Below are 13,423 nucleotides of genomic sequence, written 5' to 3'. Positions count from 1 at the left end.
CTGGGCCCCCGCAGCCACGCGGCGCCCCCGCATGACCGCCGCCTGGTGGCAGTGGGTGGCTTCCACCGACTCGCTCACCGCGCGGCTGATCGCGGCCTCAGAGCGCCCCTTTCGGGTCAGGCTGGTACACCAGGGCATCGAACGACCGCGCCGCGACGAAGCCCAGGCCCTGGGCCTGCCTCCCACCGCCGTGGCCTGGATACGCGAGGTCACGCTGATGAGCGGCGAGCGGCCGTGGGTGGCGGCGCGTTCGATCGCCCCGCTGGATCGTATCGGCTGTCGTCGTCTGCGCACGCTGGGAGAGCGTTCGCTGGGCAGCTGGCTCTTCGCCCAGCCCGATCTCGAGCGCGATCCGATCGAGATCGCGCCGCTCTCGCCCGGTGGCGAGGGCGTCTGGCTGCGTCGTTCGCGCTTTCGCCACGGAGGATTCCAGCTGCTGGTGCAGGAGTGCTTCCTGCATGAAATGGCGGAGGATCTGGGCCTTGCGTCCCCCTGAACGACGATCCACGACCTGAACCACGGTTCCCACCTCGAAGCGAGGCCGCAGTTGCAGTAAAGTCGTTGCCGATTCAGAGGCCTTGCCGTTTCGGAGATTCGTATGCCCAGCGCCGGTTCCCCTTCCACTCCCAGCGGCAATCCAGCCCCCCGCGGCCTCGCCCGCCTGCCCGATTTTCTGCGCCTGACGCGCCTCGACAAGCCGATCGGCACCTGGCTTTTGATGTGGCCGACGCTGTGGGCGCTGTGGCTGGCGGCCGACGGGCTGCCGGATCGCGCCACGCTGATCATCTTCGTGATCGGTGTCTACCTGATGCGCGCCGCCGGCTGCGTCGTCAACGACTACGCCGACCGTCATCTGGACGGCCACGTCAAGCGGACCCGGGAGCGCCCGCTGGCGACCGGACGGATCAGCGAGCAGGAGGCCAGGATCCTGTTCGCGGGTCTGGTGGTGCTGGCATTCGTGCTGGTCTGCTTCACCAACCTGGCCACCGTGCTGCTCTCCTTCGTCGGCGTCGCGCTGGCGGCGATCTATCCGTTCATGAAGCGCTATACCCATCTGCCGCAGGTGGTGCTGGGCATGGCGTTCTCGTGGAGCATCCCGATGGCGTTCATGGCGGTGAGCCGCGAGGTACCGCTGGAAGCGTGGCTGCTGCTGCTCGCCAACGTTGCCTGGACCGTGGCCTACGATACCCAGTACGCGATGGTCGACCGCGACGACGACATCAAGATCGGGATCAAGTCCACCGCGCGGCTGTTCGGCCAGTGGGACAAGCGGATCATCGGCCTGCTGCAGGTGCTGACCCTGGCCCTGCTGACCTGGATCGGCATGCGGACCCAACTGGGCGGATTCTTCTGGCTGGGCCTGGCCGCGATGGCGGCCACCTTCGTCTATCAGCAGTGGCTGATCCGGGAACGCGAGCGCGACGCCTGCTTTCGCGCCTTTCTCATCAACTTCTGGTCCGGGCTGCTGCTGTTCGCGGGGCTGATGCTTGCCCTGTGGCCACCGACCTGAATGATGCGATTGGCACGACTGTCATATCGATGTCATATTTTCACGATGTAATCGTCACCGTTCTGTCACGGCCGGAAGCTACGCCCGATGGTGTCATCGACGCCACGCAACCAGGCTAACCGGCGGCTCACTCGAGGCATTGCGCATGAGCTCCAAGACCGTACTCATCGTTGACGACGAGTCATCCATCCGCGAAATGATCGCCGTCGCCCTGGAAATGGCCGATTATCGCGTACTGGAAGCCGACAACGCCCAGACCGGCCACGCCATGGCGCTGGACCAGAAACCCGACCTGATTCTGCTCGACTGGATGATGCCCGGCACCAGCGGCATCGAACTCGCGCGCCGCCTGAAGCGCGAGGAGGCCACCGCCGAGATGCCGATCATCCTGCTCACCGCCAAGGGTGAAGAGGACAACAAGGTCCAGGGGCTGGAAGCCGGCGCCGACGATTACATCACCAAGCCGTTTTCACCGCGCGAGCTGGTGGCGCGTCTCAAGGCGGTGTTGCGCCGGGCCACGCCGCCGGGTATCGAGGAGGCGGTCGAGGTCGAGGGGCTGCGGCTCGATCCCTCCAGCCACCGCGTCACCTCCAACGGCGGCGCCCTGGAGATCGGCCCGACCGAGTATCGCCTGCTGCAGTTCTTCATGACCCACCAGGAACGTGCCTACACCCGTAGCCAGTTGCTGGATCAGGTCTGGGGCGGCAACGTGTACGTGGAAGAGCGTACCGTCGACGTCCACATTCGGCGCCTGCGCAAATCCCTGGGCGAAGCGCACCAGCATCTGGTCCAGACCGTGCGCGGCACCGGCTACCGCTTTTCGATCAGGGAGTAAGTCAGGACGTGCGCTACTGGATCAACGAACTGTGGCGCCTCGGCTACATGCTGTTCGGGCTTGGCGCGATGGGGCTGTTGCTCGGCGAACTGGGCGGCGACCTGCTCGCCGGAATGGGCTGGGGGCTGGCGGCCGGCCTGGGGCTCTATGTCTTCCTGCATCTGCGCCACGTGCGCATGCTCTATGTCTGGCTGCTGAAGAACCCCCGCGAGGCGCCGCCACCCGGTACCGGCGTCTGGGGCGATCTGTTCGACCGCCTGTATCACTATCAGAAAGCGCAGACCCAGCTGCAGCAGCGACTGCGCGACATCCTGCGGCGGATCCAGGACTCCTGCGAGGCGATGCGCGACAGCGTGGTGATGCTGGATCCCCAGGGCGATCTCGAGTGGTGGAACAGCGCGGCCTGCGACATGCTCGGCCTGCAGCCCGATCACGACCGCGGGCAGCCGATCACCAACTTCCTGCGCGACCCTCGTTTCATCGCCTACTTCGAGACGGGCGACTATCGCGAACCGCTGCTGATTCCCTCCCCGGTCCAGGCCAACCGCACCCTGCAGTTCAATCTCACCCTGTTCGGCGACAACGAACGCCTGCTGATGGCGCGGGACGTGACCCGACTGCACCAACTGGAGATGATGCGCCGCGACTTCGTCGCCAACGTCTCCCATGAACTGCGCACGCCGCTGACGGTGCTGGCCGGCTATCTCGAAACCTATTCGGATCATGCCGACCAGTTGCCCCAACGCTGGCAGCGCGGGTTCGGCCAGATGCAGGCCCAGACCACGCGCATGCAGAACCTGGTCGAGGATCTGCTGCTGCTGTCGCGGCTCGAGATCGACAGCCCCGACGACGACCGCGACACCCTGGACGTGACCGCCCTGCTCCACGATATCGCCGCCGATGCCCGCGAGTTGAGCGCGCAACGCCACCAGTTGTCGATAGAAGCCGAAGAGTCGCGGCATCTGCTGGCGAACACCAAGGAGATACGCAGTGCCGTCTCCAACCTGGTCTTCAACGCCGTTCGCTACACGCCGGAAGGCAGTACCATCACCTTGCGCTGGAAGCCCTGGCACGACGGCGCCGCCATCGAAGTGGAAGACAACGGCGACGGTTTCGACCCCATCCATATCCCGCGGCTGACCGAGCGCTTCTATCGCGTCGACAAGGGTCGCAGTGCCGCCACCGGCGGTACGGGACTGGGCCTGGCCATCGTCAAGCATGTGCTGCTGCGTCACGACGCCAGCCTGGAAATCGTCAGTCGTCCGGGGCTCGGCGCGCGCTTCCGCTGCGTGTTCCCGGCGGCGCGCGTGGCGCCCGCACTGCCGACCTCCCCCTCCTCCGATACGTCGACATCAGCCTGACCAATCCCCTCCTTTTTCGGCGCTCTCCTTCGATACCCGCTCAATCTTCGGCGTCCCCGGCCGATAACGAGGTCGGTTCATAGCCACTAGTTGTTTATATGAATTGCTTCTCGCGAAGAAAAGGACGCCCCTGAAGATGACGATGCGACGAAAACTCTGGATCACGGTTGGCCTGATGTGGCTGGGCATGCTGATCCTGGTGGGCTGGATGGCCCTGGAAAAGCGCGAGACGCTGATGGCCGAGCGCGTCAGCAGTCTCAAGAGCTTCGTGGCCAGCGCCCAGACGCTGGTCGAGCGCTATGTCCAGCGCGCCAACGATGGCGAGTTCTCCGAGGACGCCGCCAAGGGCTTCGCCCGCAGGAACCTGTCGGCGCTGGATCTCGACGGCAGCTATGTCTACGCCTTCGACAGCGATATTCATCTGGTCTATCACCCCAAGCGCGACATCGGCACGGACATGAGCGGTTTCCGCGACGACAACGGCGTCTACTTCTATCGCGAGCTCAAGGCGCTGGCGGACTCCCCCGACGACGGCACGCTGGAGTACACCTCCACCAATGCCGATGGCCAGGACGTATCGCGCCTCAACTACGTGCGCTACGTCCCCGAGTGGGACTGGTACCTCGCCGCCAACGTCTATATCAGCGACATCCAGCACGCATTCTGGGCCGGCGTGTTGAAGATGAGCCTGATCGCCGGTGTCATCGGCATCATCATCACGCTGCTCATGGGCTGGATCATCCGCAACGTGCTGGGCGACCTGGGGGGCGATCCGCGCCAGGCGCGCGATGCGATCCAGGGCATGGCCGAGGGCGATCTCACCACCGCGCTGCAGGTCAAATCCGGCGACCGGCGCAGCCTGCTCGCGGCCATCGAGGGCATGCGGATTCACCTGGCCGAATCGATGGCCAACGTTCGCCACGCCTCGACCACCATCACCGTCGGCGTGGGCCAGATTCACAGCGGCAATCAGGATCTGGCGGCGCGAACCGAGCAGCAGGCGGCGTCCATCGGCGAGACCGCCTCCAGCATGGAGGAACTGACCCAGACCGTGCGCCAGAACGCCGACAACGCCCGCCAGGCGAGCGGCCTGGCCGGCGAGGCACGCAACACCGCCGCAGAGGGCGGCGAGATGATGGATCAGGTCGTCTCGACCATGCAGGGCATCACCGACAGTTCGCGCCGGGTCACCGAGATCGTCGGCGTGATCGACTCGATCGCCTTCCAGACCAATATCCTGGCGCTCAACGCCTCCGTGGAAGCCGCCCGGGCCGGCGAGCAGGGCAGGGGCTTCGCAGTCGTCGCCAATGAAGTCCGCACGCTGGCCAGCCGCAGCGCCGATGCCTCCCGCGAGATCCGCGAGCTGATCGACGCCTCGAATCGCAGGATCGATGCCGGCTCCGAGATCGTCGGCCAGGCCGGCGGGACCATTCGTCGCGCCGTGGACTCGGTCGCCCGCATGACCGATCTGATCGAGGAGATCTCGATCGCGTCCGGCGAACAGTCCAACGGTATCGACCAGGTCAACGAGGCCGTGGTGCAGATGGATCACGTCACCCAGCAGAACGCCTCGCTGGTGCAGCAGGCCTCGGCCGCCGCCGCCACGCTCAATGCGCAGGTGGCGACGCTGGAACGGGCACTGGCCGGGTTCAAGATCGCCGACGTCGAATACGACGAGAGGGTGTCGCGCTATCGTTCGCCATCCCCCTCGACCACGACGCCGGCATTGGCGGCGGCATCATCGCCGGGTGCCGCGACCGCGACACGGTCGACGTCGAGCGATGGCGACGACTGGGAGTCGTTCTAGGAGAGTTTCCGGGGCCATCGCGGCGCATGATGAACCGCACGGCACATCGGGTTATGGTGGCGGCATCCCGCGATACGGAGTGCCGACAGGTGGCGATGATTCCTTCCTTTCTCTGGTGGTGCCGACGAGTCGGCGCCACCGTCTTCATGCTGCTGCTGCTGGCGGGCGTCACGCTCGAGACTCGGGCCGATACGGTTCCGATCACCTTCCCCGACAGCGTCCAGCAGGGCTCGATGGTGATCGGTCGGGTGCCGCCCGGCAGCCAGGTCTCGGTGGCGGGGCACGATCTCAGGGTCACCGGTTACGGCACCGTGGTGTTCGGCGTCGGGCGCGATGCCAGCGGTCGTCAGACGGTGTCGATCACCACCCCGGATGGCCGCCGGCAGAACGTCGCGGTCGCGATCACGCCTCGGGACTGGCCGATCGAACGCATCGACGGCGTGCCGCCCAGGACCGTCTCGCCGCCGCCGGAGATCGCCCGGCGTATCCAGCGCGAGCAGGCCGCCGTCAGCGCCGAGCGTGCGCGCAACGACGACCGGGTGGGTTTCGCCCAGACCTTCATCTGGCCGGTGGAAGGGCGCATCAGCGGGCGTTTCGGCAACCAGCGCATCTATAACGGCACGCCGGGATCGGCGCATTCGGGCATGGACATCGCCGCCGCCGAGGGTACGCCGGTCAAGGCGCCGGCCAGCGGCGTGATCACCTTTGCCGACGATCTCTACCTGACCGGCGGTACGGTGCTGCTCGATCACGGTTACGGCATCAGCTCCAACTTCCTGCATCTGTCACGGATCGACGTGAAGGTCGGCGATCGCGTCGAGCAGGGAGAGGTGATCGGCGCGGTGGGATCGACCGGGCGCGCCACCGGGCCCCACCTGCACTGGGGCATGAACTGGTTCGATACCCGCATCGACCCGCTGCTGGTACTCGATAGGGCTAAATGAGCCCGAGCTTCGTCTGAAAAAACGGCGAGCGATGGCCAGACCGGGGCGCGTAGCTAAGGCAAAAATTGGCGAAAACGGACCGGGCTGGCGCACCAGTTTACGTGGGTGTAAATGAGCACTTTGACCGGGCTGGCGTTCCAGCCGATTTTTAACGCCGTATGGGCGAGCGCAGACATTTTTCAGACGAAGCTCAGCGTTTCCAGTAGCCCGTAACCAGATGCTGCCCCTTCTGCAGCCCGAACTCCTGCTTGAGCCGTTTTCTCAGGCGCTGGCTGACGTCGGCTTCGCCGGCGAACCAGACGAACAGATCGTCGCGGGTGTCGGGCATCGCCTCGACCACCGCCGAGGCAAGCTGTTCGCTGGGTGCGTGACCACGACAGCGGTGACGCCAGCTGATGCGGCAGTGATCGGCGACCGGCAGCTCCAGTTCATCCACCGGCGATTCGACCTCCAGCCACGCCTCGACCTGCGCGCTCACCGGCAGCGTTTCCAGCAATCGCGCGATGGCGGGAATGGCGGTCTCGTCACCGGCCAGCAGATAGTGCGACGCCTCGGCGACGCCCCGCCCGTAGGGGCCGGCCATGCCGCAGATGTCCCCCGGCTTGGCCCGGCGGGCGAAATCGCCCCCCGGCCCCGGCGCTTCGTGCAGCAGAAAATCGATATCCACCTCGCCGCTGGCGACGTCCAGGCGGCGGATGGTGTAGTAGCGAATCTCGGCCCGTCGATCTTCCGGCGGCCACTGGGTACCGCCTTCCGCCGTGGGGCGCGGCCACTGGGGACGGTCGATACCGGGCGGCGGAAAATGCAGCCGCACGTGCCACTCTTCCGGGTGATCGAAGCGCGCCAGGTTCTCGCCGGTCAGCGTCAGGCGGCGGATGCTGGGACTCAGCTCCTCGATCCGGGCAACCCGCATCTCGCGGAAGTTGGCAAAGGTCGGCGCCGCCACCACGTCTCCATGCCAGTGCAGCGGCAGTGCGTTGTCGCCGGCGAACAGCGCGACGTAGTGTTCAATGATCCCGCGCAGCGTTTCCAGACCGTCCCTCGCGTCGGCTTCGGCCTCGAGGTGAAGACCGACCCGGCTCACCGAGAAGCGCGCTTCCCCACCCGGCAGGTCGATCGCCACCTGGCGCTCGTCGCTGCGATAGGCCACGTCGTACTCATCCAGAAACGCTATCAGGCGCAATCGAAAATCATTTACATCGGTAAGCGTCAGCGTGGCGTCGCAGCGTTGTGCAGTCATGGTGTCGAATCGTCGCGAGGGTGGGTCGATGAACTGAGCCGGCAGGACGCCAGCGCGGTCAGCGTACCAGAAAAGCCGCTGAGGGGGGAATCCTTGCCGAGGCGGGAATCAACGCAAGATGCCCCCGGAGAGCGGAGGCATCTTGGGACGGCTTAAGCCGGTACCATCGGCCTGTCGATCAGGCGATGGCTTCGGCGTAGCGGCGGTTGACTTCATCCCAGTTGATGACGTCGAAGAACGCTGCGATATAGTCCGGACGCTTGTTCTGATACTTCAGATAGTAGGCGTGTTCCCACACGTCCAGCCCCAGAATCGGCGTCAGACCTTCCATCAGCGGGCTGTCCTGGTTCAGGGTGTTGATGACCTTGAGCTTCTTCTCCGGCGTCACCACCAGCCAAGCCCAGCCACTACCGAAACGACCGGTAGCCGCTTTCTTGAACTCTTCCTTGAAGGTCTCGTAGCCGCCCAGCTCGCTCTGGATGGCTTCGCCCACCTTGCCGGTCGGCTCGCCACCGCCATCCTTGGACATCACGGTCCAGAACAGGGAGTGGTTGGCATGGCCGCCACCGTTGTTGATGACAGCCTGGCGCTTGTCCTGCGGCACCCTGTCGATATCGGCCATCAGCTTGTCGACCGGCACGTCCTCGAGCCCCGTGCCTTCCAGCGCGGCATTGAGGTTGTTGATGTAGGTCTGATGGTGACGAGTGTGGTGAATCTCCATCGTCATCGCATCGATCTTGGGTTCCAGCGCGTCATAGGCGTAGGGTAGCGACGGTAAGCTATGAGCCATGATCAAAACTCCCTTTCATGAGGAGGCATTGCCCGACGTGGGCGCCTCTCGGGTGAATCAAAATAGTGAGCAACGCGTCGCGGTGTCAAGCAAGCCCGATCTTCGCGCAGCGTCGCCACGATAAAATATCACTTTGATTTCAAAAAGATTTTCCGAAGCCTTGGCGAGGCCGGTTGCGCGGCTTCGGCAAATCTCCCTGTCGTCCAATCTAGATGGCGTGTCCTGCGGCGGCTTTCAACCCCATCCGCCATTTTTCTTGTCGATCCCGGCTTCCGTCGGCGTGCGCCTGCAGCGCGCTATCGACGGGTGGCCGGCACCATGGAGCGGTAGTAGCGATCCCACAGCATCACGCCACCGGCAACGCCGCCGGGCAGCAGAATCAGGTTGAGCACCGGCACCCAGGTCGCCACCGACATGCAGGCGCCGTAGGTCAACGTCGGCCACCAGCGCCCGCGCAGGCGGCCAAGCATGTCGGTGAAGCCGACCTGATTGTTGTCCATCGGGTAATCGAGATACTGGACGGCCATCATCCAGGCCGAGAACGCCGCCCATAGAAAAGGCGTGATCAGGTTCAGTCCCGGCACGAACCCGAGCAGGAACAGCACCGCCATGCGCGGCAGGATATAGCCCAGCTTGACCAGTTCCCGCCCCAGCGCATCGACGCCGGCCTTCATCAGCCCGCGCTCGTCGCTCGGCGGCCGCCCGGTGACCCGGGTTTCCACCTTTTCGGCCAGGAAACCGTAGAACGGCGCCGCGATCAGGTTGGAGACCAGGGTGAAGGTGAAGAAGACGATCAGCGCCAGGGCGACGACCAGCAGCGGCCAGATCAGCCACTCCAGCCAGGTCAGCCAGCCGGGTATCTGGCGCATGCCGTAGTCGAGCCAGCCGCCGAAATTCTCGAAGAGATAGAAGAGCGTGCCGCCATACAGCAGCAGGTTGACCAGAACCGGACCGATCACGAAGCGGCGCAGCCCGGGTTCGAACACCAGGCGCGTGCCTTGGATAATCGCTTGCAGGGAGTAGATCATGCTGAATCCGTCGACCAGACAAAGTGTTGCGTGATCGACACGCTAACACAGTCCTTGCGACGCGGCGTCAATCCTGACCGAGCGCGATCACCCGACGGCGAGCGGCGGGGCCTCTAGCGCTTGTCGCTTCGTCCCAGGGCTTCCCTATCGAGCTCCTCCACCGCGGTATGGCGAATGTCGCGCCCCTTCACCAGGTAGATGACGTGCTCGGCCAGGTTGTCGGCGTGATCGCCGATCCGCTCCAGCGCGCGCAGTACCGTCATCACGCTCAGCACGGCACCGATGGAGCGGGAGTCCTCCATCATGAAGGTCGCCAGCGACCGCATGGCGGTGGTGTACTCGCTGTCCACCGAGGCGTCTTCCTGAACCACCTTCAAGGCCAGCTCGGTATCGAAACGCGCGAAGGCGGTCAGCGAATCACGCAGCATGCTGCGCACGTGTTCACTGATGTGGCGGATCTCCACGCTGCCCTGGGGGATGCGCCCCGATTCGATCAGATCGAGCGCATTGCGCGCGATCTTGTTGGCTTCATCGCCCATCCGTTCGAGATCGTTGGTGGCCCGGATGACCGCAATGACCAGGCGCAGATCGGAGGCGGCCGGCTGGCGACGCGCCAGAATCCGCACGCACTCCTCATCGATCTTGAGCTGCATGTCGTTGACGCTGGTATCGTTGTCGCGCACCCGGATGGCCAGTTGGCTATCGCCCTCCAGCAGCGCCGCAAGGGCTTCCTGGAGCTGCTTCTCGACCAGTCCGCCCATGGCCATCAGCTGGGTCTTGATGGTCTCGAGATCCTGGTTGTACTGCTGCGAGATGTGCTGACTGTGGGTATCGCTGGTGATATCCATGCGTGACTCCGACGGCTTGTCTGGGGCGTTGACGTATCTGACACGGTGGCTTGGGCAGCTGAGTCTGCCATCGACGATCGGTCTTCGCGGTCTTCGATGGCCTGGACGTGACAGGCGTAGAGACACCTATGACCGCGATCATCGCATGAAATTGTTGCAACTTCGTGACGCTGACGGGTTCACAGCGGGGTCAGTTTGGCGAACCCCAGTACCAGCCACTTGTCGCCCTCGCCCTCGAAACTGACATGCACCCGGGCCCGCGCCCCTTCGCCCTCGGCATCGAGGATCACGCCCTCGCCGAACAGCGGATGACTGACGCGCTGGCCGAGCGACAGCGACGGCAGATCGTCGCCGCCTTCGATGCCCTGCTGGCGTGCCGGGCCCACGTCCGGCCGGGAGGTCACCGGTCGCGATATCTGGCCGCGCAGGCGCACTTCCTCGAGCAGCTCCTCGGGGACTTCGCGTAAAAACCGCGAGGGTCGCGCCATGGTCTCGCGGCCATGCAGACGACGAATCTCGGCATAGGTGAGATAGAGCTTGCGCATGGCGCGGGTCATGCCGACATAGCAGAGCCGGCGCTCCTCCTCGAGGCGTCCCGGCTCTTCCAGCGACATCTTGTGCGGGAACAGCCCCTCTTCGATACCGGCCACGAACACCACCGGGAATTCCAGCCCCTTGGCCGAGTGCAGCGTCATCATCTGGACGCAATCCTCGAACTCGTCGGCTTCGTGATCGCCGGCATTGAGCGCCGCCTCGGCCAGGAACGGCTCCAGCGCCGCGGCGCCTTCACCGACCTCCTGCAGGTCGATCGGGTTGGCCTGCGCACTCTGCGAGAACGCCCGCGCCGCGTTGATCAGCTCCTCGAGGTTCTCGACCCGCGCCTGGCCCTTCTCGCCCTTCTCGCTGCGGTGGTGCTCGATCAGGCCGGAGCTCTGGATGACGTGATCGATGATCTCGTAGAGCGCCATGCCGGCGGTGTCGTTGTCGAGGCGCTCGATCAGCTCGGCAAAGGCGTTGAGCGCATTGCCGGCGCGCCCCTTGAGCGTGCCGTCGCTCAGGCTGTCGTGCAGCGCCTGCCACAGCGACACGTTGGTGTCGCGGGCGCGATGACGCAGGATCTCCACCGTGCGCGTGCCGATCCCGCGAGGCGGCACGTTGATCACCCGTTCCAGCGAAGCGTCGTCCTCGCGATTGAGCAGCAGCCGCAGATAGGCCAGCGCGTTCTTGATCTCGAGGCGTTCATAGAAGCGCTGGCCGCCGTAGATGCGATACGGCACGCCGCTGCGGATCAGCGCCTCCTCGATCACCCGGGACTGGGCGTTGGAGCGATAGAGAATCGCCATCTCGCGGCGCGCGAAGCCGTTGCGGCCCTGCTCGCCGATGGTATCGACGATGAAGCGCGCCTCGTCGAGATCGTTGAAGCCGGCATAGACCGAGATCTTGTCGCCGGTGTCGCCGTCGGTCCACAGCTCCTTCCCCATGCGCCCGCTGTTGTGACTGATCAGCGCGTTGGCGGCATCCAGGATGGCGCTGGTGGAGCGATAGTTCTGCTCCAGGCGGACCGTCCGGGTATTGGCGAATTCGCTCTCGAAGCGGCGAATGTTCTCGACCTTGGCCCCGCGCCAGCCGTAGATCGACTGGTCGTCGTCGCCGACCACGATCATGGCCGCGCGGTCGGCATCCCCCTCACCGCCGGCCAGCAGCTTGAGCCAGGCGTACTGCAGGGTGTTGGTGTCCTGGAACTCGTCGACCAGAATGTGGCCGAAGCGTTCGCGATAATGCTTGAGCAGCGCCGGCGTATCGCGCAGCAGCTCCAGGCTGCGCAGCAGCAGCTCGCCGAAGTCGACCAGTCCGCCGCGCTCGCAGGTCAACTGGTAGAGCTCGTAGAGCTCGACCATCTTGGCCATGTACGGGTCGCCGTGGGTCGCCACCTGCTGCGGACGCAGCCCCTCCTCCTTGCAGCCACCGATGAAATACTGCACCTGCTTGGGCGGATAGCGCTCGTCGTCGACGTTGTGGTCCCGCAGCAGGCGCTTGACCAGCCGCAGCTGGTCGTCGCTGTCGATGATCTGGAAATGCTGGGGCAGACGGGCATCGTGCCAGTGGGTTCGCAGCAGGCGGTGGGCGATGGAGTGGAAGGTGCCGACCCACATGTTGCGCAGCGTCGCGCCCTGCAGCGCCTCGAGACGCGTCCGCATCTCGCGGGCAGCCTTGTTGGTGAAGGTCACCGCCAGAATGGCGTAGGGAGACACGCCCTCGGCCTGCATCAGCCAGGCGATCCGGTGCACCAGCACCCGGGTCTTGCCCGAGCCGGCACCGGCCAGCACCAGCATGTTGCCGGGCGGCGCAGCGACGGCCTCGCGCTGATTGGCGTTGAGGGAGTCGATTAGTGGCGAGACATCATCCATTGGGAACCGTGCGGGGCCTGCTGCTGGAAATAGAGAAGAGCGCGCCAGCTTAACATAGCCGGCCCGCTCCACCTGACATGACGCCCGCGACGGCTGACTGGCGCGGGTAAGGTCAGCGCTTCTGCGCCGCGGCGGCATCCTCGGCGGCGGCGCGGATCGCCGCGTCCTGCGGGCGCGCGGACGCGGATGACGCCGCCCCGGAGCCAGCGGCACCGGTCGCCGAGGAGGACGCGGAGGATTTCGCCGCCGCGCCGGACGCCGTGGCCGCCCTGGCCGAGGACGTCTTTGCTGGACCCGTTGCCCGGGAAGCCGATGCGGGAGAAGCGGTGGAGGTCGCCGCTGTCGCTGTCTCGCGGTTTTCGTCGGCAGTCGAGGTATCGCGCTCCTCGCCGTCGGTCGGCCTCTCCTGGGTGATTGCCTCGGGCTTGGGCGGCGGCTCGATCACCGTCTCGTGATGCATGTCGGCGAGCTTCTCGGCCCCCTTGGCGACGTGGTGATACATCTCGCGGTAGTCCTCCACCATGCGGGTCATGGTCGCGGAGACCTGCTCGAAATGCTCGCGCACGTCCTCCTTGTAGGCGGTGTGTTCGCGGTTGAGTTCGCGCATCGGTTCGGTGTTGTGGCCACCCATCTTGGTACCCAGCCAGTAGCC

At 65.3% G+C, this 13,423-nt stretch carries 12 protein-coding genes; 6 read left to right on the top strand and 6 right to left on the bottom strand.

Annotated elements, in window-relative coordinates:
- Positions 1–31 precede the first annotated feature (31 nt).
- From AC3AYF_RS01675 to AC3AYF_RS01650, 6 genes are all read left to right on the top strand, one after another.
- A complete protein-coding gene (locus AC3AYF_RS01675) occupies positions 32–496 on the top strand; it encodes a chorismate--pyruvate lyase family protein (RefSeq protein ID WP_365676809.1) in 465 nt (154 codons plus the stop codon).
- A 102-nt stretch (positions 497–598) separates the two neighbouring features.
- Positions 599–1,510, top strand: coding sequence for a 4-hydroxybenzoate octaprenyltransferase (gene ubiA, locus AC3AYF_RS01670; protein ID WP_487779331.1), 912 nt, complete (start codon positions 599–601; stop codon positions 1,508–1,510).
- Between the two features lie 145 nt (positions 1,511–1,655).
- Positions 1,656–2,345 (top strand): phosphate regulon transcriptional regulator PhoB, encoded by a 690-nt coding sequence (phoB, locus tag AC3AYF_RS01665; RefSeq protein WP_295035372.1) that lies wholly within the window; start codon positions 1,656–1,658, stop codon positions 2,343–2,345.
- Positions 2,346–2,353: 8 nt separating this feature from the next.
- Positions 2,354–3,706, top strand: a complete 1,353-nt coding sequence (gene phoR / locus AC3AYF_RS01660) for a phosphate regulon sensor histidine kinase PhoR (protein ID WP_295035374.1) — start codon at positions 2,354–2,356, stop codon at positions 3,704–3,706.
- Positions 3,707–3,842: 136 nt separating this feature from the next.
- Complete coding sequence (locus tag AC3AYF_RS01655) at positions 3,843–5,513, top strand: methyl-accepting chemotaxis protein (protein WP_295035376.1); 1,671 nt, start codon at positions 3,843–3,845, stop codon at positions 5,511–5,513.
- A gap of 95 nt (positions 5,514–5,608) precedes the next feature.
- A complete protein-coding gene (locus AC3AYF_RS01650) occupies positions 5,609–6,457 on the top strand; it encodes a M23 family metallopeptidase (protein WP_295035418.1) in 849 nt (282 codons plus the stop codon).
- 190 nt (positions 6,458–6,647) lie between these two features.
- Here AC3AYF_RS01650 and AC3AYF_RS01645 read toward each other — a convergent pair whose 3' ends face one another.
- The 6 genes from AC3AYF_RS01645 to AC3AYF_RS01620 all read right to left on the bottom strand — a co-directional run.
- On the bottom strand, positions 6,648–7,697 hold the full coding sequence (locus AC3AYF_RS01645; protein WP_295035378.1) for a siderophore-interacting protein: 1,050 nt from the start codon (positions 7,695–7,697) through the stop codon (positions 6,648–6,650).
- A 178-nt stretch (positions 7,698–7,875) separates the two neighbouring features.
- Positions 7,876–8,487, bottom strand: a complete 612-nt coding sequence (locus AC3AYF_RS01640) for a superoxide dismutase (protein ID WP_295035380.1) — start codon at positions 8,485–8,487, stop codon at positions 7,876–7,878.
- Between the two features lie 296 nt (positions 8,488–8,783).
- Positions 8,784–9,515 carry a sulfate transporter CysZ gene (cysZ, locus tag AC3AYF_RS01635; RefSeq protein ID WP_295035382.1) on the bottom strand — a complete coding sequence of 244 codons (732 nt, stop codon included), beginning with the start codon at positions 9,513–9,515 and terminating at the stop codon, positions 8,784–8,786.
- Positions 9,516–9,628: 113 nt separating this feature from the next.
- Entirely contained in the window at positions 9,629–10,363 is a 735-nt protein-coding gene (phoU, locus tag AC3AYF_RS01630) for a phosphate signaling complex protein PhoU (RefSeq protein WP_295035384.1), read from the bottom strand.
- A gap of 179 nt (positions 10,364–10,542) precedes the next feature.
- Positions 10,543–12,771: a DNA helicase II gene (gene uvrD / locus AC3AYF_RS01625; protein ID WP_295035386.1), complete on the bottom strand. Its 2,229-nt coding sequence runs from the start codon at positions 12,769–12,771 to the stop codon at positions 10,543–10,545.
- A 112-nt stretch (positions 12,772–12,883) separates the two neighbouring features.
- The coding region (locus AC3AYF_RS01620) for a ZapG family protein (RefSeq protein WP_487779330.1) at positions 12,884–13,423 on the bottom strand (540 nt) is incomplete at its 5' end.

It is taken from the genome of Salinicola sp., from assembly GCF_982684285.1.
This window is presented reverse-complemented; position numbering and strand designations above follow the sequence as displayed.